The sequence below is a fragment of the Streptomyces sp. KR55 genome (assembly GCF_052245645.1).
GTDB classification, from domain to species: Bacteria; Actinomycetota; Actinomycetes; order Streptomycetales; family Streptomycetaceae; genus Streptomyces; species Streptomyces flavusporus.
Genome location: NZ_JBQQCE010000156.1, coordinates 1 through 19942 on the forward strand (window position 1 = coordinate 1; position 19942 = coordinate 19942).

Consider the following 19942-nt stretch of genomic DNA (forward strand, 5'->3'; position numbering starts at 1 on the left):
GTGGGAGGGCGACCCGGCCGAGACCGCCGAGCGGCCCGAGCAGGTGACGTACACCGTCGAGGTGGGCGGGCGCCGGCTGGAGGTGGCGCTGCCCGAGTCACTCGCGGCACCGAAGGCGGTGACCACCGTGCGCTCGGGCGGATCCGCGGTGCGACGCAAGGCGCGTCCCTCGTCGGCGGCGACGACATCGGACGGCACGGTCCTGACCAGTCCGATGGTCGGTACGGTGGTCAAGGTGTCCGCCGCCGAGGGCGCGGAAGTCTCGGAGGGCGACGTGCTGTTCGTCATCGAGGCGATGAAGATGGAGCAGCCCGTCAAGGCCCACCGTCCCGGCGTGGTGCACGCCATCAAGGTGTCCGCGGGGACCGGTGTGTCGCGGGGTGCCCCGCTGTGCGAGGTGCGCACGGCGGGCTGAACGGCGCTCGCCTTCAGGGCCCTTCGCCCTCGCCGCCCCCACGCCCAGCTCCCCCGGAGCACACGAGGAACCCGGCACGGTATGGACGCCGTGCCGGGTTCTTCCGTTCGGACCGTCAGACGGGAACGACCCGGAAGATCGGGATTCCGGGGGCCGCCCGCTCGAAGCTCTCGGGGCTCTTGTCGGCGACCACACCGTTCTTCACGAAGATGCCGGCACCCATCGGAACCTGCGTCGGGAACTCGCGGGCGATCCGCCCCCGCTCCGCCTCCGGAACCTCGATCAGCTGCACGGGCCGGGCCTTGCGGCCGCGGATCATGGTGCCCCGGCCGGCGGCGCGGACGTTCTTCACCCAGTCCGACTTGGGGAAGGCCTGGAGGATGTACATGTCGCCGTCGATCTTCACCGGAGCCACCGGGTTGGTGAACTCCCGGCCGGACACCCGGCCCTTGACGCGCAGCAGGTGCATGGGCCCCACGGGCATGCCCATGGAGTGGAACATCTGCATCATCTTGTTGCCGAACTTCAGGAAGGGGGAAACCGGGGGCCGAGTGGTCGTGGCCATGATCTCGCTCATCTCTCTTCGTGAGTCCTAAGGGGATGTCAGAGCCGGCCGGCGGCCGCGCGGGGCATCCGCGTGAACCGTGGGCTGCCCGGGCGTACGAGACCGGTTCGGTAGGCCGTGGTGATCACGTCGATCCGGCTCTTGAGTTCGAGCTTGCCCATGAGGCTGTGCACATGGCTCTTGACGGTGGCTTCGCTCAGGTCCAGTGCTTCGGCGATCTCCACATTGCTCCAGCCGCGCAGCATCAGCTGGACGACCTCGGTCTCCCGCACGGTGAGCCGGTCGAACCGCCACGGCGGACGCCGCTGGACGGGCACCGTCTGGCCCGACTGGCGATGTTCCGCGATGAGCAGGTATCCGGAGCGCAGCAGCCTGAGCGCGGGCATCAGGGTCGCGTGACTGGTCCGGTTGACCACGACTCCGGCGATGCGGGCACGGGTGAGGTCCCCTTCCCCACGCTTGTGGGTGGGCGATACGACGAGGAGGCGCGGCCGGGGTGTACTGGCCGCCACCGCGTGAATGAGGGGAAGCGCGTCGGCGCCGAACACCACCGCGATGTCGGGCCGGCGCTCGGTGATGATCCGTTGCACCTTGCCCGGGTCGGCGGCATACCCCGCTGCGGAGAATCCTTCCTCCTTGCCGAGAGTCGACACGGTCTCGATCCGACTGAAGAGACTGCCGCCCAGCACGACGACGGATGTGGGTCGTGTGTGCTCGGGATCGCGTAAGTGGTGTTGGTCTGGGAGCACTACGACTTTCCTCCAGCAAGCGGCGCGTCAGCCAGACGGAGCGCCGCGCCTAGATGTCGAGGCGGTAACTTAATTACGTAGCGAGCTATCTAAATGGTGGCATGGGAGTACGGCTGTGTCAACGACGTCCTGCCACGTCAACCTGGTCGCCCAACCCGACCACCCCGTATCCCGGACCCCTCAGCCGCATGATGGCACTCCTGCGGACCACGGACCCGGCAGTGGCCTGAAATCGCGGAAGAGCTGCTGAAACAGGCCACAGTGGACGCACGTTGCAGACACAGCGAGAGCCCCCGCCAACGGCCCGTTCCCGGTCCGTGCCAGGGGCTCGCTGCCCATGTCGCCCGGCGCCGGGCTCACGCTCCGGGCGTGAGGCGGGGTGCCGGCACCGAGGCTGCTGCGGTCCGGATGTTCCGGTGGATGTCCAGTGCCGCCGTGGACCGGTTGAGGGTGATGTAGTGCAGCCCCGGGGCACCCTCGGTGAGGAGGTGCTCGGCCATGGCCGTCGCGTACTCGACACCGATGCGGTGGGCCGTGTCCGGTTCGTGGCGGGCCTGTTCCAGCCGGTGGGCCAGGTCCTCGGGGAAGGCTGCGCCGGACAGTTCGGCGAAGCGGCGAATCTGGCGCACGTCCGTGGCGGGCATGATCTCGGGGATGATCGGGGTCTCACAGCCCGCGGCCGCGACGCGGTCACGCAACCGCAGATAGTCCTCGACGTCGAAGAACATCTGCGTGATCGCGTAGTCGGCGCCCGCCCGGCACTTGGCGACGAAGTGCCGGAGGTCGCTCTCCCGGTCGGGCGACCGCGGATGCCCTTCGGGAAAGGCGGCCACCCCGATGGTGAAGTCCCCCAGGGAGCGTACGAGTTCGACGAGTTCACGCGCGTAGGTGAATCCGGCCGGGTGAGGTGTCCACGGGCCGTTCGGATCACCGGGCGGATCGCCCCGCAGCACGAGGACGTCCCGGATGCCCGCGTCCGCGTACTGGCCGATGATGTGGCGCAGTTCCGCGACCGAGTGGCCTACCGCGGTGAGGTGGGCGACCGGCCGCAGGGTGGTCTCGGCGGCGATACGCCGGGTGACGGACACGGTCCGGTCCCGGGAGGAGCCGCCCGCTCCATAGGTGACGGACACGAAGTCGGGACGCAGGGCTTCCACACGGCGGATCGCGTCCCAGAGGGTGCGTTCGCCCACCTCGGTCTTCGGGGGGAAGAACTCGAAGGAGAAAGTCGTCATCGTCGTTCTCCGGACATCCTCGGACAGCCGGACCCCGATCCGCTCCGCGGGGCTGCGGCTGTCATCGCCGCACCGCCAGATGAGCGGCGAGCCCGTCCACCGCGGACACGCCGTAGGTGTCGCGGATCCGCCCCAGCAGATCCTGACCGGACAGCGTGTACTGCTGCGTACCGGTGGACTCCAGAGCCGTGGTGGCCAGGGCACTCCCCAGCCGCGCGGCGCTCTCCAGGCCGAGCCCCCAGGCGACGGCCGCGAGGAAGCCGGCCCGGAAGGCGTCCCCCGCACCGGTGGGCTCGGTCGCGCCCGACGGCGGCACCGACTTGACGACGACCGGGCGGCGCCCGGCTCGCTGGACGACGGCACCTTCGGCACCCCGCGTGATCACCCAGCCGCCCACCCGGCCGAGGATCTGCTGCTCGGTCCAGCCGCTTCGCTCCTGGATGAGCACGCTCTCGTACTCGTTGGTGAACAGGAACTCGGGTCCCGCCAGCAGCGCTCGGACGTCGTCGCGCGCCATGCGCGCCAACTGCTGCGAGGGGTCGGCGACGAAGGGGACGCCCAGTTCGGTGCACTCGCGGGTGTGCCGCACCATCGCTTCCGGGTCATTGGGCGATACGACGACCAGGTCGAGGGCGCCCGTTCGCTCCTGCACCGTCCGCAGATCGATGAGCCGGGCCTCGCTCATGGCGCCGGCATAGAAGGACCCGATCTGGTTGTGGTCCCGGTCCGTGGTGCAGACGAACCGTGCTGTGTGCCTGGTTTCGCTCACCCGGACCGGTCCGGTGTCGACGCCGTGTCGCTCCAGCCGCGCCCGGTACTCCTCGAAGCCCGGCCCCACGGCGCCCACGAGCAGGGGACGCAGGCCCAGCGAACCGAGGCCGAAGGCAATGTTCGCCGCCACTCCCCCGGCCCGGATCTCCAACTCGTCGACCAGGAACGAGAGCGATACCTTGTCCAGGCTCTCGGCGATGAACTGTTCCGTGAACCTGCCCGGGTAGACCATGAGATGGTCCTCGGCGATCGACCCCGTGACTGCGATTCTCATCTGCTGTCCCTACCCCTGTCTCCGGACTGTCGGCAGCCGCGTTCGGGGCTCGTACTGCCCGTACGCGGCGGCGGGTCCGTTCATCGTCCGGGGCGGGGCTTAAGCACCCGTTAGGCGGACATCAGCCACCGGGCCGAGCGCACGTTCAGTAGCGCTGGGCCTTGGCGATCTCGGCGGTCAGCCTCGGCTCGGAGGGCTTGCGGCTGATGACGAGCGGCTGGACCCGCTCCCCCGGTTCCAGGTCCTCCGCGCCCACGAAATGGGTCTCGACGACTTTCCCGTCGGGATCGCGGAAGTCGACCTGGACCGCGTAGGAGGCGGTGCTGTCCGTCCTGTTGGTGATGTTCACGACCAGGGCGAGCAGACCACCCGTCTCGGAGCGCGGCTTGCCGGTGAGCGAGACATCGGACGTCGCGTTGCCCCGGCCCTTGACGTCCTTCAACTCGGCCTCGGCCGCAGCGTTGGCACGCGCGATCTCCGCCGACACGGACGCCTCGAACTCCGAGGCCCGCGCGTAGGCGGACGACGCCGCGGCCGATGCGGAGGCCCGCGCGGACTCGATCGCGGACTGGGCCGCCGACGCGAGGGGCGCGGGCGGACTGCCCGTGAACGACTCGGTGGCCGGCGGCGACGGGCGCGGAGTGAAGGTGGTACCGCCGCCGTCGCCGTCACCGTCGCCGCCACAGGCGGCGAGCGCGACCGCACAGGCACCGGCGGCGGCGAAAGCAGTGAGGGCCCTCGGGGCTCGGTGCCGCGGGCGCTTGTGCGGTCGGTACTGCTGTTGCGCGTCGCTCATGGAATGGAGTCCTCTCCCGGCCGCACATATGACCGATTCACACCGTTATGGTCTGGCCGAATTACATGCTGCCTGCCATGGCGGTACCCGGCCACCGCACTGCGCCGAGGGGGCGGCGCTCCGACGGGCCGTTGTCAGTGGCCGGCGCTACGGTGCGCAGCAGTGACTGTCCGCCCTTCCGGGAGGTTTCGATGGCTTCGCGCCTCAACCCGTATCTCAGCTTCGACGGCGACGCCCGCAGGGCCATGGAGTTCTACAAGGAGGTCTTCGGCGGCACCCTGGCCATCAACACCTACGGCGACTTCGGCCGGCCGGACACACCGGGCTCCGACAAGATCATGCACGCGATGCTGGAGACGCCGAGCGGCTTCACCCTGATGGGCGCGGATGCCCCGCCCGGGACCGAGCACACCCCGGGGAACAACTTCTCGGTGTCCCTCAGCGGTGACGACGCCGCCGAGCTGCGCGGCTACTGGGAGAAGCTGTCGGCCGGCGGCTCGGTGTCCGTGCCGCTGGAGAAGCAGATGTGGGGCGACGAGTTCGGCATGTGCACGGACCGGTTCGGCATCCCCTGGATGGTCAACATCAGCCAGCGGCAGAGCTGACCGGGGCCGTCGGCCGGCTGCCCGAGGCTGCGGGCACGGAGTCAGCCGCCGCTCGCGTCGTCCTGCGCGGCGAAACCGGCAAGGTCCGCCAGAAGCAGGTGCTCACGGTGTGCCGCTCCCCGGCACCCTCAGTGGTTCGCCTTCAGAGTCCTCGACGACCGCCGAGGACAGCGGAATCGGGGTGAACATCTCCGGCTCCTCGTCCGGCGTCAGCGCGGTCGGGCCGTACACCCAGTCGGTGAAGGAGTAGTCGTACGTGTCCCGCGCCCGCATGATCGCGTTGCGCCGGTGCCGGGGCTCTCCGTCGAGGTGCCACAGCTCTCCCCAGGCGCGGGCCGTGGTCTGCACCCGGCGGCAGTGCTCCACCCGGACCGCCTCGTACGCCGTCAGCGCGGCGTCCCAGCCCGGTCGGGTGCCCGCCGGGGCAGCCTCGGCCAGCCGGGCGTAGTGCCGGGCGAGGACCCAGCCGTCCTCGATCGCCATGATCGCGCCCTGTGCCATGTACTGGAGCGGCGGGTGCGCGGCGTCGCCGAGCAGGGCGATCCGGCCGTGCACCCAGGTCTCGATCGGGTCGCGGTCGAGCATCTGCCACCAGCGGTCGCGCCACATCAGCGGGATGCCCTTGCGGACGGTGCCGCAGGTCCGCTCGAAGGCCGCGTCGAGCTCGTCGGGCGTGCCCCAGTCGTCCTGTCCGGCCAGGGCCTTGGGCGACTCGAACACGGCGACCTGGTTGAACATGTCGCCGCCGCGCAACGCGTACTGGACGAAGTGGCAGCGCGGGCCGACGTAGACGGTGACGTCCTTCTCCGCGATGCCGTTGTCCCGGACCTGCTCGATCGGGACGGCCGCGCGGTAGGCGACGTAGTCGGAGCTGACCACGTCGTCGCCGACCAGCTTGCGGCGGGCCACGGAGTGCAGCCCGTCGGCGGCGACGACCAGCGGCGCCGCCTCGGTGCTGCCGTCCTCCAGGCGGATCAGGGCGCCGCCGTCCGTGTGCTCGTAGTCGACGACGGTCCGGTCGGTCAGCAGCTCGACGCCGGCCCGCCGGCAGGCCCGCAGGAAGATGCCGTGCAGATCGCTGCGGTGGATGACCATGTACGGGTAGCCGTAGCGGCGTTCGAGGTCGCGCAGGTCCAGCCGGGTCAGTTCCCGGGAGTCGAGCGCGTCACGCATCACCATGTTCTCCGGGACGACGCCAAGCGTCCTGGCCTCCTCGAGCAGGCCGTACTCGGCGAGGATGCGGGTGCAGTTGGGCGCGATCTGCAGGCCGGCGCCCACCTCGCCGAACTCCTTGGCCCGTTCGAGGACGCGCACGCGCAGTCCCTGGCGGGCCAGGGCGTAGGCGGAACTGAGGCCGCCGATGCCGCCGCCGACCACGAGGACGTCGGGCCGCCCGGCGGGGGTGGATTCAGGATTCATGATCTGTTCTTTCGGTCGCGGGGCAGGCCCGGGGTCAGAGCCAGGCGCCCAGCGTGGGGGCGGGCGTGCCGTCTGCGGTGAGCGGGCCGGCGTCCCGTCCGGTCAGGTAGGCCGCGATGTCGTGCAGTTCGCCTGTGACCAGGACGGCTTCGCCGTCGCCCGGCAGGTCCCAGGCGGCTCCGGCGGCCGGTGCCCGCAGGGTCACGGCCGGGCCGGGTGCCGCGGCGCGCTTGGCCACGACGTCGTCGCACAGGGCGGTGAGGAAGTCGGCCGGCAGGTCGGCGAAGGACACGCCGTTCGCCAGGTCGACGGCGTGCACGCACACTTCGCGGGAGCGCAGCCAGGGCACCTCGGTGGCCGGCACGGTCCGGCCCTGCGCGGTGACGACCTGCGCGCGCCACTGCTCCTCGCCGAGCGCGGCCATCCCCGTCTCCAGCGCGTCCACCGAGCCGCGCAGCCACGCGGTCAGCTCGGCGGCCGGCAGGGCACGGCCCCGTTCGATGCCGGCGGCGCGTTCCTCGGGCGAGGCATACATGGGTGTGGGTTCGCCGGTGGCGGCCCAGTGCACCAGGTTGGACAGCGCCTCGGCGTTGGCGGCGACATGCGCCGCCACGTGGGCCCGGCTCCAGCCGGGCAGGGCACTCGGCGCGGCGAACCCGTCGTCGTCGAGGCCGGCGGCGGCCTCGAGCAGCAGCTCGGTGCCGAGCCGGGCCCAGCGGCGGGCGTCGTCGAAGGTCCGGCGCATCAGGACGCCTGCTCCTCGACGACCCGGTTCTCCAGGCGGCCGATGCCCTGGATCTCGGTGACGACCGTCTCGCCTCCGAGGAGGTAGCGCTCGGGCTTGCGGGCGTGGCCGACGCCGCCGGGGGTGCCGGTGGCGATGATGTCCCCGGGGTTGAGGCGGACGATCGTGGAGACGTACTCGACCAGGTCGACCGGGTCGAAGAGCAGGTCGCCGGTGGAGTCGGACTGCATGACCTCGCCGTCGACGAGCAGGCGGACGTCCAGCGACGGGCGGACCCCGCCCGGCAGCTCGTCGGGGGTGACGAGGTACGGGCCGACCGGGGTGGTGGAGTCCCACATCTTGCCCTGGAGCCACTCGCGGGTGCGGAACTGCCAGTCGCGGCAGGTGATGTCGTTCAGCACGGTGAAGCCCGCGATGGCCCGCTCGGCCTCCTCGCCCCGGGCCCGGCGCACCGGCGCGCCGATGACGACGGCGAGTTCGACCTCCCAGTCGAAGCGGTCGGTCTCCTCGGGACGCACGATGTCGTCGCCCGCACCGATCAGGGCGTCGGCGAACTTGGCGAACAGGGTGGGGTGTTCCGGCAGGTCCCGGCCCATCTCCTGGATGTGGTTACGGTAGTTGAGGCCGACGCACACCACCTTCGACGGGGCGGGCACCACGGGGGCGAAGTCGGCGCCGGCCGCCGAGTACGCCGGCCCGGACACCGCGGCGGCACGCTCGGCCCAGTCGTCCTGGCGCAGCAGGGTGCCCACGTCGGGGACGCCGAGGTCGACCAGGACCTCACCGTCGAGCCTGACGGCCCGGGTGGCACCGTCGCGGCGGATGGTGGCGAGCTTCATCGGGGGGTTCCTTCCACATGGGTACGGTCGAGCCGCAGGGCTTCGAAGACGGGCGAGTCGCTGAACCGGAACAGGTCCAGGGCGCCGGAGTCGGAGTCGGTGGAGCCGGCCTCGGAGCGGACGCTCAGCGGCTGCCACGAGGGCACGACGAACAGGTCGCCGCGGGTGACCGACCAGGAGGTCTCGCCGACGGTGACGGTGCCGGAGCCGTCGAAGACCTGGTAGACGGACGAGCCCGTCTCGCGTACCGGAGCGGTCTCGGTGCCGCGCGCGATCCGGTGCATCTCGGCCCGGATGGTCGGCAGCACGTCGGCTCCGGTCGCCGGGTCGGTGAACCGGACGGCGGCATGACCGGGCTCCACGGTGCCGCCGTACCCCTCCGCCTCGAGGGCGAGCTGGTCGGCCAGGGCGCGGTCGGTGTGCTCCCAGCGGTAGGCGAGCAGCGGCGAGCCGGGGCCGGTGGTGCCGGCGGACACCGGGCGCAGGCCGGGGTGCCCCCACAGCCGCTCGGCGCGCGAACGCTCGGGTGTGATCCGCTCGGCGTCGCTGATCTCGTCCCGCCCGAACTCGAAGAACTGCGTCTCCGTGGCGTACTGGAACGGAATGTCCAGCCCGTCGATCCAGGCCATCGGCTCGGCGGTGGCGTTGTGGTGGGCGTGCCAGTTCCAGCCCGCCTGCGGGAGGAAGTCGCCGCGCCGCATGGCCACCGGGTCGCGCCCGACGACCGTCCAGACGCCCTCGCCCTCGACGACGAAGCGGAAGGCGTGCTGGGTGTGCCGGTGCTCCGGGGCGTCCTCGCCCGGCATGAGGTACTGGATGGCCGCCCACAGCGTCGGCGTGGCGAACGGCCGGCCGCCGAGGGAGGGGTTGGCCAGCGCGATGGCCCGGCGCTCACCGCCGCGGCCGACGGGGACCAGGTCGCCGGCCTCGGCTGCCAGCTCCCGCAGCCGCGCCCAGCGCCACAGGTGCGGCACGGCGCGCGAACGCGGGTGGGCCGGCATCAGGTCGCCGATCTCGGTCCACAGCGGGACGAGCAACTCCTGCTCGAAGCCCTGGTACAGCTCTTCGAGCGCCGGGGTGACCTCGGGCTGCCCCTCCGCGGAGACGGCCTGGAGCCGGACCGGGGAACCCGTGGCGATGTCTTGGGCGATGGAGGACTGAGTCACAGACCACAGCGTGCACGGCGTCTGCCAAAAGAACATGTAGATTCTGGAGAGCAGAACCAAGGGGGAAGGGCATTGCCACCATGGACAAACCGCTCAAGACACCGCCGCCCTACCCCATCGCCAGCGTGGACCACGCGCTGCGGGCTGCGACGATCCTGCAGATGGAGGGCGGCGCGACCGTGTCGCAGATCGCCGAACGGCTGGGCGTCGCCAGGTCGACCGCCCACCGGGTCCTGGCGATGCTCGTCTACCGGGACTTCGCCGTGCAGGACGAGGACCGCGTCTACCGCGCGGGCCCGGTGCTGGAACTCGCCGCACACTCCCAGTCCCTCGTGTCGCGACTGCGCGCGGCGGCCCTGCCCCATCTGCACCGGGTCGTCGACCTGCTGGACGAGACCACGAACCTGATCGTGCGCACCGGGGACACGGCCCGGTTCATCGCCAGCGTCGAATGCCGGCAGGCACTGCGGGTCGGCTCCCGCGAGGGAATGGTGTTCCCGGCCCACCGCACGACGGCGGGGCTGCTCCTGCTCGCCGACCTCACCGACGACGAACTGGAGGAGGTCTACGCCCCCGAGCGTTACCGCGACCGTCCGGCCGATCGCCCGGATCTCGCCCGGCTGCGGACGGAGCTGAGGCGTCTGCGCCGCAACGGGTTCGCCGTCAACAAGGAGCGTTCCGAACGCGGTCTCGTCGCCGTCGGCGTACCGGTGCGCGACCGGGACGGCACCGCGCTGGCCGGCCTGTCGGTGTCGATGCCCAGCGTGCGCTACGACCCACACACCCTCCAGTCCCTGGTGACGGCCCTGGACACCACGGCACACGCCCTGGAGAAGGACCTGGCCGAGCAGCGCTGAGCCCGCTGGTCAGGGGGCGAGTCAGGTGCCGAGTTCGCCCTTCTTCAGGGCCGTCACGAACGCGGCCCATCCATCGGACGCGAACGCAATCACAGGGCTGTTCATCTGCTTGCTGTCACGTACGGGGACGATGGCGTCGAAGTCGTCGGAGACCTCAATGCACGCGCCGCCATCCGAGTTGCTGTAGGAGCTCTTGCGCCAGGTCACGGCGTTCAGGGCGAGGGGTCGCACGGTACTTCCTCCAACATGCGCAGGATGAACTTCCGCGACTCGGCGGGGGACATAGCCATGTCGCGCACCGCATCGTAGGCACGCTGCAGGCGCTCGACGGGGCCGTACCCCTCAATCAGTTCGCCGCGGTGTGCGTTCTCGGTGTAGGCCACCGTACGCCCATCCGGCAGCCTCAGGAACCACACGTCCGTACTGTCCAGGCCGTACGGGCCAGCGCTGAACGGCAGCACATGAACGGTCACGTTCGACTGCTCGGCCATCTCTGCGAGGTACTCCAACTGCTCTCGCCAAGCGGACCCGTTGCGCAGCGGTGTCCGCAGGACAGCTTCCGACAGGATCGTGCGGAACGGCGGTGCATCCTCCCCGTCCAGCAGCTCCCGCCGCCCCATCCGAGCCTCGACCTGCTGCTCCAGCTCCTCCCCCTTCAGCCCACCCGCAGCCAGAACCTCCCGCGCGTACCCCGGCGTCTGCAACAACCCCGGCAACACGCTCACGGCGAAGTGCCACAGGCTGACCGCCTCGGCCTCCAACGCCATGTACTGCCGATACTGCTCGCGGAACTGCGTGTGATCCGCCCGAGCCAACTCCCACAACGCCAGCAACATCCCCGGCGTCCCGAAGTACTGGTCCAACGCCTGGACGACCTCAGGCCCGCCCAGCGTCTCCCCCTTCTCCATCTTGCCGAACAGCGACCAGTCCCACCCCAGCCGCTCCCCGAGCTGCCGCAGGCTGTCCCCCTTGTCGGCCCGCAGTTGCCGTAACTCCTCGGCGAACCGTTGGCGCGGTTCCTGACTGCGGCCCGTGACGACGCGTCGCTGCGGCATCGCGGCTCCTTCCCTACGCAGACGTACTTGTGGAAGTTGTGGAACGTGCGCCATCCGGCGGGGAACGGCACCCCGCCCACGGCATGTCCCGGCTCACCTGACGGCATTCTCGTAATGCGCCGACTACGCACGGTAATTCACCGCACGCGCTCGACGCAGCCGAACCAGGAATGAGCAACCAGCCCACTCCCCCTCCCAGAAGGACGCACATGCCGAACCCCACCACGCCCAGCACCCGCGAACTCACCCGGAAGCTCCAGGAAGCCACCGCCGCCCGCGACGCCCTCGCCGCCGCCCTCACCCAGGCCGGCATCCAGCTCCCCGCGATGGACGTCCGCACCCCGTGGAGTGACCCGCTCCCCGACGACCCCGAGGGCACCCCGGACGGCACCCGCACCCCCGCCAGCGCCCGCTACGCCCTCGTCCACCTCGGCGTCTGCTCCGCCCCCGTCGCCCTCGCGCTCGCGACCGTCATCGCCAAGGGCGCCACCCAATGACCACCCCCGCGCCCGAGCCCGAGTCCGCCCCTCCCCCACCCGGCACCGCCGTCCGCGACACCACCCGCGACCGCATCGGCATCGTCATGGGCCACGAGGGGCCGTACCTCCAGCTCCGCCCCCTCTCCGGCGGCCGGGAATGGGACGCCGACCCGCACCACATCCAGCCGCTCACCCCCGCCGAACTGCTCCACGCCCGCCTCGCCCAAGCCAACGAACGCAGCCGGACCAAGCTGGGCGTGAACGGGATCTCAGCAGAGACAGAACAGAAGATCAGGTGAACGCCGGGCACGCCCCAGTTCAGTGAAAACCGACATCGCGAAGAAGGAGCCGGCATCGCCATGACCGCGGAGATCCAGGCTCGCTCCCCCTGGCAGAGCGCGAGCAGTGCGGCGTCAAAAGGTCAGGTCCGCCTTGGAAATGCGGCAGTGGACGCCCTTGACGATGTCGACCACCTGGGAGACCTGGAAGTCGGCGGCCGCGCTGAGGTAGGCGAGGGCAACCGGGCCGGGGACGGAGAAGCGCTCGTCGAGGAGGGTGAGGGCGTCGCGTACGGCATGGCGCATCGCCTCGTCGAGGTCGGTGTCCAGGCCCATGACGATGTGCTCGGTGTCGGTCTCGGCGAAGGGGGCGCGCAGGCGGGATGCGAGTCGGCGGAGGGCGGAGTCGCGGTGGACGGTGAGGCGGAGGGTCGCGCGCAGAGGGGCTTCGAAGGCGGTGAGGGCCACTTCGCCGTCGCCCTGGGAGAAGTGCGGGTCGCCGGCGTAGAAGAGGGCGCCCTCGACGGCAACGGGGAGGAAGAGGCGGGCGCCGACGCCGAGGTGGCGTACGTCGAGATTGCCTCCGTGCGGGCCGGGAGGCACCGAGTGGACCGGGGCTTCGGTGGCGGGGGAGGTGCCCATGATGCCGAGGAAGGGACGGAGCGGGAAGCGGATGTCGCGACCGTCGCCCACGGGGAGGCGGCCACGGCCGCCGTCGTCGACGGTGGCGACCAGGCTGACCGGGTCGGGGCCGGGGCCCTGGGGGTATTCGCCGGGGAGCGCACCCTTGCCGTGGCGGTTGCTGATCACGCCGTAGGGGGCGCGGCGGCGCAGGCGGAGGACTTCCACTTCGAGTACGTCGCCGGGCTCGGCCCCCTGGATGTGGACGGGTCCTGTGACAACGTGCGGGCCGTGGGCGGCGGGGTCGTGAAGGCGGGTGGAAGCAGCGAGTTCGGCCGTGTCGTGGAGGATGCCGTGGATGCCGGCCGCGGCGAAGAAGGCGGCCGGGTCTCGGCCCTGGTCGGCGAGGATGCCCTCGTGGCTGATGGTGTCGAGGCTGACGGTCGCGCCGGAGGGGACCGAAAGGGCCGGCTTGGAGCGGGCGTTGGGGAGCAGACCCCAGTGGACTGCGGCTGGGTCTGCGGGCAGGTAGTGGTCGCCGTCGACGGGGCCCCGGTGGGGTTGGAGGAGGGTCACAGGGCTTCCTGGAGGTCGGCGGCGGTGAGGGTGAAGCCGAAGCACTGGCGGACGTTGTAGACGGTGGCGTCCATGCAGTACGCGGGTGAGGTGGTGGCCACCGCGTCCTCCAGCATCAGCACGTCGTAGCCGAGGCTCGCTGCGTCCATGAGGGTGGCGAGGACGCACTGGTCGGCGTTGACTCCGGCGAAGAGGAGCGTGTCGGCGCGGAGATTGCGCAGGACGCTGTCGAGTTCGGTGTCCTGGAAGCCGCTCATGCGGTACTTGGCGATGTGCAGGTCGCCGGGTGCCGCAACGAGGGGTGCGGTGATACCGGCGGACGCGCTGTCGCGTTCCAGGACCCTTGCTCCGGTGGGCAGTTGGGAGCCGAGGCCGCCTCCGGTTCCGTCCTGGTCGTAGACGTGGAGGACGCCGGGCGGGAGGTTCGCGCGGTCGGGGCGGTTGCCCCAGTTGAGCCAGACGACGGGGACGTCGGCCGCCCGGAGGGCGGGGAGGAGCCGCTGGAGTACGGGGATGGGGGTGCGGGCCGGGGAGACGTCCACGCCGATCGAGGCCAGCCAGCCGTCGGGCGAGCAGAAGTCGTTCTGCATGTCGATGACGACGATCGCCGTCGATGCCAGGTCGAGCGTCAGGATCTGGGGCTGAGCCTCCACGGTCACGGGGCGGGCCGGGCGCTGCGGGCGGCGGAGGTCGACGTGTGTGGCGTCCGCGCGCCAGGAGTTGCGGGAGTTGGGGCCGATTTCATGCATGGGTCAGCTCCAGGAGGGCGTGGTCCGTGCCCGGTGCGCCGATCGCGCAGAGGCCGACCGGGAGGTCTCGGACCCGCAGCCGGGGCATGGTGACGGCGGGCAGCCCGGCGAGCGAGGCAAGGCAGGTGAGGCGGAGGGTTGCGGCTCGTACGGTCTCGACCTCGGCCGGTGTCGCATCGGCGCGGGGGGCCGGGCTGCTCGTGGCGGGGAGAAGGAGCGCGGTGCCGGGCGGGAGGGCTTCGACGATGACCGAACGGGCGGACAGGAGCGTGGAGGTGGCGTCACGCACGTCACCCTCCGCGACCTGGCTCCCCCCGGCGAACCGGGCCTCGATGTCGGCCCCCAGCGCGCCTGGGTGCTTCTCGATCCACTCCCCGTGCGCGGCCCACGCCTCGGCCGCCTGGACGGTACGGAAGGCGGGCAGCCACTCCTCCAAGTGTGGGGCCATGCCCGTGTCGGTCCGTACGAGCTCCAGGCCGGTACGGAGGGAAAGCGCCCGGCATGCCGCCTCGAAGGATGCCTGGACCTCGGGTTCGGCGAGCGCGGTGAGGGCGTCGTCGACCAGAAGCGTGGTCATCGGGGCTTCGTCGTCCCGGGGCAGGAGCACCTTCGCCGCTGTACGCAGCAGGTCGGGGTCCCGGGCAAGCAGTCCCGCCGTGTCGAAGGACGGGGCCAGCGGGAGCAGGCCGCCGGTGGGGACGGCTCCGTGGGTGGGGCGCCAGCCGTAGAGGCCGCAGTAGGAGGCGGGGACCCGGATCGAGCCCGCGGTGTCCGTGGCCAGCCCCAGATCCGCCCAACCGCGGGCGACCGCCGCCGCCGGGCCGCTGCTGGAGCCGCCGGTGATCCGGCCGGGGGCGGCGGGGTTGACGGGGGTGCCGTAGTGGATGTTGGTCCCGGCGAGACTGTAGGCGAGTTCGTCGGTGTGGGCGATCCCGGCGAGCTGGGCGCCCGCGCTGAGCAGTTCCCTCACCGCGTCGGCATGTCGGGGCTCCATCGGCGCATCGGCCAGCCACTGCGGATTGCCCCCGCCGATCCGCTGTCCGGCAACGGCGAAGAGGTCCTTGACGGCGGTACGTACACCGGCGAGCGGCCCCTCCTCCGCCCCCGCGACGAGCGGCTCGCCCAGGACCCGCCACACCGCCGGGTCCGGAGCCTCGTCGGCCACCGGATCCGGCACCGCGCTGACGTGCGCGGCCGCGATCCGCCAGCCCTCCTCCGTCAGCCGCCACACCTGTGTCTGCATCCCGCGTGACCCGCCGGCCCGCAGCGTTTCGGCGGTCAGTACGGCGACGTCCTCGGCGATCCGCACCTCATGGACGCGCTCGACCGTACGGGCCGGGGCTCCCCCGCTGCGGCCGCGACGGAAGTCCGAGATGGCCGCGTGCCCGCTCAGCACCATGGAACCCTCGGCGCGCACCGTGTCCGGGGCGTCCAGGAACCAGTGGTCGAGGCCCGCCACGTCATTGGCGCCGAGGGCCTGTTCGTACGACCAGAAGGCGTCGAGCAGTTCGCTCATCGGGCGGCTCCGAGGACGGCCAGGTCCACGTCGTCGAGCACCGCGGAGGGGCCGCGCTGGATCAGGTCGGCGAAGCCCTCGTCGGGGGACATGATCGTGAGGGTGTAGAGCCGCTCGGTGGCCGAGGTGTTGGTGATCCGGTGCTTGGAGCCGAGGGGCAGGACGAGGACATCACCCGGTGCGAGGTCGCGTTCGTGCTCGTCGCTGACCGCGCGGCCCTCGCCCGCGAGCACCACGAAGGTCTCCACGGACTCGGGGTGCCAGTTGAGCGGCTGGGCGCCGCCCGGCTCCCACACCTCGAAGACGACGGTGGTCGGTGAGCCGTCGGCCGGTCCGGTGAGGACGGCGAGCTTGACCGTGTCGCCCGCGGTGATGTGGTGGGCGGTGATCTCGCTGAGCGGCTTGTGGAGCGGGGGGATGGCCATGGCGGGTGTCCTCGAACGTCAGGCGGAAGGCGGTCAGGCGGCAGGCGATCAAAAAAGGCTGAAGGCGGTCAGGCGGAAGGCAGGAAGCGGGCGCACTCGCGCAGTGCGGCCGCGTTGTCGGCGATGGCGGTGTCGACGAGCTTGCGGCCGAGTTCGGGGGTGGCTCCGGTGGGGTCGCCGATGACGCCGTTGCCCGTACCGAAGTCGTCGCTCGTCCAGCCGAAGGAGACGGACTTGCCGAAGCCGATGTGCTCGTAGGCGGTCAGGTGCTCGGGGACACTCCGCTCGGCCAGCGACATGTCCACCGTCTCCGGGTGGAGGTGGAGCATCGCCGCGGTCTCGTTCAGCCCGCCGTGCACCCCCAGACCCAGCTCGCCGGACGGGGACGCGCCGCCCTGGTCCGCAGGGAGCGCGGCGTGCAGCAGGAAGGTGAACAGACCGTATTTGGTGCGGAGTTCGCGCAGAGCGACTCCCAGCAGCGCACTGTTGCCGCCGTGCGCGTTGAGGAACGCGAGCCGCCGGACGGGCCCCGTGGCGAGAGAGCGTCCCAGGTCGTCCAGTACCGCGAAGAGCGTCGAGGCGCTGAGCCACAGCGTCCCGGGCGACCAGGCGTGTTCGTCGGACTTGGTGTACGCGAGGCCCGGCAGCAGCGTGATGTCGCAGCTGTCGGATGCGGCCAGGGCGGCGCCCTCCGCTATCGCCTCCGCCATGAAGTAGTCGGTGGCGACGGGAAGATGGGGCCCGTGCTGTTCGATCGCGCCGACGGGAAGGACGGCCACGGTGTCGGCGGACAGGTCGGTGACCGACGGTCCGCTGAGGTCGGTGAAGCGGGTGAAGGCCATGGTCAGCGCGCTCCCAGGAGGTGGCCGGGGTTGAGCAGCCCCAGCGGGTCGGCGGTGCGGGCGGTGGCACGGACGAGGTCGATGCGCCGGTCGACGTACCAGTTGTGGACGTCATGGACGCCGACGCCCAGTGCCTCCAGGGCGGCGATCCCCTCGTACACGGTGGCTTCGTCCTGGTAGTGCGCCATCAGCATGCCGACGGTCCCCGAGCGCATCCCCTCCAGGTGCAGCACCGTCCCCGGGAAGACGGTCTTGACCGCCGCCGGGTCGCCGAGCAGTACATCGCCGCCGATCTCCAGGTGGAAGTAGCCGTCCTTGGCCTTCATCAGGTGGTACGTGGGGTGGTTGAAGGAGAGCGAGGAGATGAGGGCGGGACCGCGCGGCGCGGGACGTACCTCCGTCACCCGGCCCCCGTGCTTCTCGATGATCGCCCGAGCGTCGTCCCCGGCCTGCTCCTCGATGATCGCGCGGACGCTCAGCGCGGCCGGATCGAGGGCCGGGTCGGCCTCGAAGGTCTCGACGAGGCCGGGCTCGTCGAGGGAGACCAGGCGCGGGGCGGGCTCCAGGCGTACGAGGTCGCTGAGCGCGGCGGTGGCGGAGGTCCACGTGTCGAAGGAGGCGAAAAGGCCGGTCCAGACGCGGGCCGGCTGAAGTGCGACGGTCGCGGTCGTGGTGATGCCGGTGGTGCCGTAGGCGTGGATGTACGGGAGTGCTTCCTCGCCGCGTACGGTGAAGGGCTCGGCCTCCGCTGTGCACGGGACGACGGTCAGCTCCCGTACGAAACCGTCCCCGTTGGTGCCGTTGGCGAGCGATCCCGTGCCGCCGTTCCCACCGGAGAGGAAGCCGCCGAGCGATGTCCCGAAGGTGGAGGGGAACATCCACAGCTCCTGGCCCAGCGTGCGCGCATGCGCCTCCAGGTCGGACATCTTTGCGCCCGCCTCGGCCCTGATCCACCCGTCGCCCGCGGCCAGGATGCGTCCGCATCCGGTGAGGTCGAGGACGGCGCCGCCGTGCAGCGGGATCGCCTGGCCGTAGTTGCCGGTGCCTTTGCCGCGCGGGGTGAGCGGGATGCGCAGGCGGTGGGCGAGGGCGACGAGGGGCGGGATCTGCTCGTACGACGACGGGCGCAGCACCACCTCGGCGCGACCGGCGGGGAGCTTGCCGGCGAGGATCGGAGACATGTGCGCCCAGTCGCGGGACGCCTTGTCGAGGGCGGAGTCCTCGCGTACGACGGCATCCTCGCCCAGCAGTGCGGCAGCCTCTGTACAGAATTCATCGATGCCGCAGGTGCGGTGCGTGGCACCTGGGCCGACGCCCGACAGCGCGTCGTCTGCGACAAGTTCGGTCATCCGGCGCAGTTCGGCGGCGGACAGAGTCGTGCTCTTGGGGTCGACGGCCATCACTTCATTCCGATCTTGGTGTCGATGAATGCGTTGGTCGCCAGGTCGTCGGCGCTCAGGTCGGCCGGGATCTTGACGCCGCCCTTGGTGAGGATCGGTCCGAAGGTCTTCAGGGAGTCGGCGACGCGCTTCGTGTCGAAGCTCGCGATCGATCCGTCGGCCTCGTTGCCGAGGATGCCGAGCTCGACCATCTCCTTGGCGGCGTACTGGCCGGTGCCCTTGGAGTAGACCCAGCTCGTGCCGTACTGCTTCACGATGTCGTCGATGAGCGTGATCGCTGTGTCCGGTGCGGCGGCGAAGTCGGCGGCCGACTGCTGGATGACGGGGACCAGCTTCTTCAGGCAGGGGCTGAGCTTCTTCAGTGCGCCGGCGCGGACGGAGAGTGCCTGCGGGTAGACGGTGTAGCCGACATCGGCCAGCAGCTGGAACTTGACCGGCTTCTTCCAGGCGGCGATCTCGTGCTCGTAGAGGTACGGTTCCGCGGTCGCGAAGCCCTGCTGGGCGATGGAGGGGTCGGCGACGAAGCGGGACGGTGCGCTGTCGTAGCTCCCGTCCAGCTGGCTCTTCTTGATGATCCCCTTCGACACCAGCATCGGGGCGAAGATCTCGCCGTCGCGGTGGACGACCTTTGCGTCGCTCTTGCCGATATCGGCGACGGTCTGCCAGTCCGGGTGGGTCTCGGGGTCCCACATCAGGACCTGCGGGCTCTTCTTCATCAGCGCGGCAACCGCGGTGACGGGCTGCTTGCCGGCCGCCTGGATGGCGCTGTCGGTGGTGACCATGCCGAGGGTGATGGACTGGTCGATGTACATCTGCGAGGCCGGGCTCTGGAACCCGACGGCCGAACCTCCCGCCCGTACCTGGATCTTGACGCCGGTGTCCTTGCCGCCGATGACGAGCGGGCCGGTGACCCGCTTCTTGTCGGTGTCGACGGTGTAGCCGGCGCCGACCAGGTTGTAGACCGGGCTGTGTTCGGCCTCGGGCTCCCAGTCGGCCTGGACCACAACGGTGGCGGGGCAGACTTTGTCGAGGCGCTGGGCGGCGGGGGCGGGCTCGAGGTCGGCAGAGGACCCGGCTGTGGTGGCGCCGGCGCCGCAGCCGGTGGCGGCGAGGAGGAGCGAGGTACTCAGTCCCGCAACAAGGCTTCTTCTGACGGAAATTGGCATGGCTGTCTCCCGGGAGGGGCTCTGACGAGGAAGCGGAGAGGGGGGGGTGGGGCCGGCTCAGCTGCGGCCGGACGCGTGCCAGGAACCGATGGCGAGGCGGGACAGGAGCGTGAAGAGCGCGAAGACGGCGACCCCGAAGAGGGAGGCGAGGATGATCGCGGCGAAGAGGTCCTCGGACTGCAGGCGTGAGCGGTAGACGTCGAGGAGGGTGCCGATGCCGGGCGCGCCCTGCTTGAAGAACATGTCGCCGACGATCGCGCCGATGACGGAGAGCCCGGAGGAGGTACGCAGCCCGGTGAAGATGGCGGGGAGCGCCGCGGGCAGTTCGAGCTTGCGCAGGCGGTCCCAGCGGCTCGCCTTCTGGAGGGTGAAGAGGTCGTGGTGTGCGCGGTCCACGGA

The 19942-nt window shown here is 71.0% G+C and carries 24 protein-coding genes; 5 read left to right on the plus strand and 19 right to left on the minus strand.

What is annotated here, in order from left to right:
• On the plus strand, window positions 1–415 hold a 415-nt coding region (locus ACTWQJ_RS23010; RefSeq protein ID WP_443308494.1), incomplete at its 5' end, for a biotin/lipoyl-containing protein.
• A gap of 115 nt (window positions 416–530) precedes the next feature.
• Here ACTWQJ_RS23010 and ACTWQJ_RS23015 read toward each other — a convergent pair.
• The 5 genes from ACTWQJ_RS23015 to ACTWQJ_RS23035 form a co-directional block, all read right to left on the minus strand.
• The gene (locus ACTWQJ_RS23015; RefSeq protein ID WP_224736382.1) at window positions 531–980 is read right to left on the minus strand and encodes a nitroreductase/quinone reductase family protein; all 450 of its coding nucleotides are present in this window, start codon (window positions 978–980) and stop codon (window positions 531–533) included.
• Window positions 981–1018: 38 nt separating this feature from the next.
• Window positions 1019–1633: a response regulator transcription factor gene (locus tag ACTWQJ_RS23020; RefSeq protein ID WP_443308495.1), complete on the minus strand. Its 615-nt coding sequence runs from the start codon at window positions 1631–1633 to the stop codon at window positions 1019–1021.
• Between the two features lie 452 nt (window positions 1634–2085).
• Window positions 2086–2964, minus strand: a complete 879-nt coding sequence (metF, locus tag ACTWQJ_RS23025; protein ID WP_443308496.1) for a methylenetetrahydrofolate reductase [NAD(P)H] — start codon at window positions 2962–2964, stop codon at window positions 2086–2088.
• 61 nt (window positions 2965–3025) lie between these two features.
• Window positions 3026–4009, minus strand: a complete 984-nt coding sequence (locus tag ACTWQJ_RS23030; protein ID WP_443308497.1) for a carbohydrate kinase family protein — start codon at window positions 4007–4009, stop codon at window positions 3026–3028.
• Between the two features lie 145 nt (window positions 4010–4154).
• Complete coding sequence (locus tag ACTWQJ_RS23035) at window positions 4155–4805, minus strand: hypothetical protein (protein WP_443308498.1); 651 nt, start codon at window positions 4803–4805, stop codon at window positions 4155–4157.
• A gap of 191 nt (window positions 4806–4996) precedes the next feature.
• Here ACTWQJ_RS23035 and ACTWQJ_RS23040 point away from each other — a divergent pair, with 191 nt between their 5' ends.
• Complete coding sequence (locus ACTWQJ_RS23040) at window positions 4997–5410, plus strand: VOC family protein (protein ID WP_443308499.1); 414 nt, start codon at window positions 4997–4999, stop codon at window positions 5408–5410.
• Between the two features lie 102 nt (window positions 5411–5512).
• Here the strand turns inward: ACTWQJ_RS23040 and ACTWQJ_RS23045 are convergent, their stop codons facing one another.
• From ACTWQJ_RS23045 to ACTWQJ_RS23060, 4 genes are read right to left on the minus strand one after another with little or no spacing between them, the layout of a single operon-like run.
• Window positions 5513–6829 (minus strand): FAD-dependent oxidoreductase, encoded by a 1317-nt coding sequence (locus ACTWQJ_RS23045; RefSeq protein WP_443308500.1) that lies wholly within the window; start codon window positions 6827–6829, stop codon window positions 5513–5515.
• Between the two features lie 34 nt (window positions 6830–6863).
• Entirely contained in the window at window positions 6864–7574 is a 711-nt protein-coding gene (locus tag ACTWQJ_RS23050; RefSeq protein ID WP_443308501.1) for a maleylpyruvate isomerase family mycothiol-dependent enzyme, read from the minus strand.
• Window positions 7574–8413, minus strand: coding sequence for a fumarylacetoacetate hydrolase family protein (locus ACTWQJ_RS23055; RefSeq protein WP_443308502.1), 840 nt, complete (start codon window positions 8411–8413; stop codon window positions 7574–7576). Before ACTWQJ_RS23055 ends, ACTWQJ_RS23050 begins: the two co-directional genes overlap by 1 nt.
• Window positions 8410–9579 carry a cupin domain-containing protein gene (locus tag ACTWQJ_RS23060; RefSeq protein ID WP_443308503.1) on the minus strand — a complete coding sequence of 390 codons (1170 nt, stop codon included), beginning with the start codon at window positions 9577–9579 and terminating at the stop codon, window positions 8410–8412. The genes ACTWQJ_RS23055 and ACTWQJ_RS23060 overlap by 4 nt, the downstream gene beginning before the upstream one ends.
• An 80-nt stretch (window positions 9580–9659) precedes the next feature.
• Between ACTWQJ_RS23060 and ACTWQJ_RS23065 the strand changes: the two genes are divergently transcribed.
• Window positions 9660–10436, plus strand: coding sequence for an IclR family transcriptional regulator (locus ACTWQJ_RS23065; protein ID WP_443308504.1), 777 nt, complete (start codon window positions 9660–9662; stop codon window positions 10434–10436).
• Between the two features lie 21 nt (window positions 10437–10457).
• Here ACTWQJ_RS23065 and ACTWQJ_RS23070 read toward each other — a convergent pair whose 3' ends face one another.
• Together ACTWQJ_RS23070 and ACTWQJ_RS23075 are read right to left on the minus strand one after the other, a co-directional pair.
• Window positions 10458–10667: a DUF397 domain-containing protein gene (locus tag ACTWQJ_RS23070; RefSeq protein WP_443308505.1), complete on the minus strand. Its 210-nt coding sequence runs from the start codon at window positions 10665–10667 to the stop codon at window positions 10458–10460.
• Window positions 10649–11491, minus strand: a complete 843-nt coding sequence (locus ACTWQJ_RS23075; protein WP_443308506.1) for a helix-turn-helix domain-containing protein — start codon at window positions 11489–11491, stop codon at window positions 10649–10651. The genes ACTWQJ_RS23070 and ACTWQJ_RS23075 overlap by 19 nt, the downstream gene beginning before the upstream one ends.
• A 209-nt stretch (window positions 11492–11700) precedes the next feature.
• Between ACTWQJ_RS23075 and ACTWQJ_RS23080 the strand changes: the two genes are divergently transcribed.
• Both ACTWQJ_RS23080 and ACTWQJ_RS23085 read left to right on the plus strand, forming a co-directional pair.
• On the plus strand, window positions 11701–11988 hold the full coding sequence (locus tag ACTWQJ_RS23080) for a hypothetical protein (RefSeq protein WP_443308507.1): 288 nt from the start codon (window positions 11701–11703) through the stop codon (window positions 11986–11988).
• Complete coding sequence (locus ACTWQJ_RS23085) at window positions 11985–12269, plus strand: hypothetical protein (RefSeq protein WP_443308508.1); 285 nt, start codon at window positions 11985–11987, stop codon at window positions 12267–12269. Before ACTWQJ_RS23080 ends, ACTWQJ_RS23085 begins: the two co-directional genes overlap by 4 nt.
• A 114-nt stretch (window positions 12270–12383) precedes the next feature.
• Here the strand turns inward: ACTWQJ_RS23085 and ACTWQJ_RS23090 are convergent, their stop codons facing one another.
• The 8 genes from ACTWQJ_RS23090 to ACTWQJ_RS23125 form a co-directional block, all read right to left on the minus strand.
• Window positions 12384–13445: an acetamidase/formamidase family protein gene (locus ACTWQJ_RS23090; protein WP_443308509.1), complete on the minus strand. Its 1062-nt coding sequence runs from the start codon at window positions 13443–13445 to the stop codon at window positions 12384–12386.
• A complete protein-coding gene (locus ACTWQJ_RS23095; RefSeq protein WP_443308510.1) occupies window positions 13442–14194 on the minus strand; it encodes a cysteine hydrolase family protein in 753 nt (250 codons plus the stop codon). The genes ACTWQJ_RS23090 and ACTWQJ_RS23095 overlap by 4 nt, the downstream gene beginning before the upstream one ends.
• Window positions 14187–15710, minus strand: a complete 1524-nt coding sequence (locus ACTWQJ_RS23100; RefSeq protein ID WP_443308511.1) for an amidase — start codon at window positions 15708–15710, stop codon at window positions 14187–14189. The genes ACTWQJ_RS23095 and ACTWQJ_RS23100 overlap by 8 nt, the downstream gene beginning before the upstream one ends.
• Window positions 15707–16135, minus strand: coding sequence for a cupin domain-containing protein (locus tag ACTWQJ_RS23105; protein ID WP_443308512.1), 429 nt, complete (start codon window positions 16133–16135; stop codon window positions 15707–15709). Before ACTWQJ_RS23105 ends, ACTWQJ_RS23100 begins: the two co-directional genes overlap by 4 nt.
• Window positions 16136–16203: 68 nt before the next feature.
• Window positions 16204–16977 (minus strand): creatininase family protein, encoded by a 774-nt coding sequence (locus ACTWQJ_RS23110; protein WP_443308513.1) that lies wholly within the window; start codon window positions 16975–16977, stop codon window positions 16204–16206.
• 2 nt (window positions 16978–16979) lie between these two features.
• Entirely contained in the window at window positions 16980–18377 is a 1398-nt protein-coding gene (locus tag ACTWQJ_RS23115) for an FAD-binding oxidoreductase (protein ID WP_443308514.1), read from the minus strand.
• Entirely contained in the window at window positions 18377–19543 is a 1167-nt protein-coding gene (locus tag ACTWQJ_RS23120) for a hypothetical protein (protein ID WP_443308515.1), read from the minus strand. Before ACTWQJ_RS23120 ends, ACTWQJ_RS23115 begins: the two co-directional genes overlap by 1 nt.
• Window positions 19544–19600: 57 nt before the next feature.
• Window positions 19601–19942: ABC transporter permease (locus tag ACTWQJ_RS23125; RefSeq protein WP_443308516.1), on the minus strand; the 342-nt coding region annotated here is incomplete at its 5' end.

Coding starts and splice junctions, on each gene's coding strand:
- ACTWQJ_RS23015 (WP_224736382.1), bottom strand. CDS start 980: ATGGCCACGACCACTCGGCCCCCGGTTTCCCCCTTCCTGAAGTTCGGC.
- metF (WP_443308496.1), bottom strand. CDS start 2,964: ATGACGACTTTCTCCTTCGAGTTCTTCCCCCCGAAGACCGAGGTGGGC.
- ACTWQJ_RS23030 (WP_443308497.1), bottom strand. CDS start 4,009: ATGAGAATCGCAGTCACGGGGTCGATCGCCGAGGACCATCTCATGGTC.
- ACTWQJ_RS23035 (WP_443308498.1), bottom strand. CDS start 4,805: ATGAGCGACGCGCAACAGCAGTACCGACCGCACAAGCGCCCGCGGCAC.
- ACTWQJ_RS23040 (WP_443308499.1), top strand. CDS start 4,997: ATGGCTTCGCGCCTCAACCCGTATCTCAGCTTCGACGGCGACGCCCGC.
- ACTWQJ_RS23045 (WP_443308500.1), bottom strand. CDS start 6,829: ATGAATCCTGAATCCACCCCCGCCGGGCGGCCCGACGTCCTCGTGGTC.
- ACTWQJ_RS23050 (WP_443308501.1), bottom strand. CDS start 7,574: ATGCGCCGGACCTTCGACGACGCCCGCCGCTGGGCCCGGCTCGGCACC.
- ACTWQJ_RS23055 (WP_443308502.1), bottom strand. CDS start 8,413: ATGAAGCTCGCCACCATCCGCCGCGACGGTGCCACCCGGGCCGTCAGG.
- ACTWQJ_RS23065 (WP_443308504.1), top strand. CDS start 9,660: ATGGACAAACCGCTCAAGACACCGCCGCCCTACCCCATCGCCAGCGTG.
- ACTWQJ_RS23075 (WP_443308506.1), bottom strand. CDS start 11,491: ATGCCGCAGCGACGCGTCGTCACGGGCCGCAGTCAGGAACCGCGCCAA.
- ACTWQJ_RS23080 (WP_443308507.1), top strand. CDS start 11,701: ATGCCGAACCCCACCACGCCCAGCACCCGCGAACTCACCCGGAAGCTC.
- ACTWQJ_RS23085 (WP_443308508.1), top strand. CDS start 11,985: ATGACCACCCCCGCGCCCGAGCCCGAGTCCGCCCCTCCCCCACCCGGC.
- ACTWQJ_RS23095 (WP_443308510.1), bottom strand. CDS start 14,194: ATGCATGAAATCGGCCCCAACTCCCGCAACTCCTGGCGCGCGGACGCC.
- ACTWQJ_RS23100 (WP_443308511.1), bottom strand. CDS start 15,710: ATGAGCGAACTGCTCGACGCCTTCTGGTCGTACGAACAGGCCCTCGGC.
- ACTWQJ_RS23105 (WP_443308512.1), bottom strand. CDS start 16,135: ATGGCCATCCCCCCGCTCCACAAGCCGCTCAGCGAGATCACCGCCCAC.
- ACTWQJ_RS23110 (WP_443308513.1), bottom strand. CDS start 16,977: ATGGCCTTCACCCGCTTCACCGACCTCAGCGGACCGTCGGTCACCGAC.
- ACTWQJ_RS23115 (WP_443308514.1), bottom strand. CDS start 18,377: ATGGCCGTCGACCCCAAGAGCACGACTCTGTCCGCCGCCGAACTGCGC.
- ACTWQJ_RS23120 (WP_443308515.1), bottom strand. CDS start 19,543: ATGCCAATTTCCGTCAGAAGAAGCCTTGTTGCGGGACTGAGTACCTCG.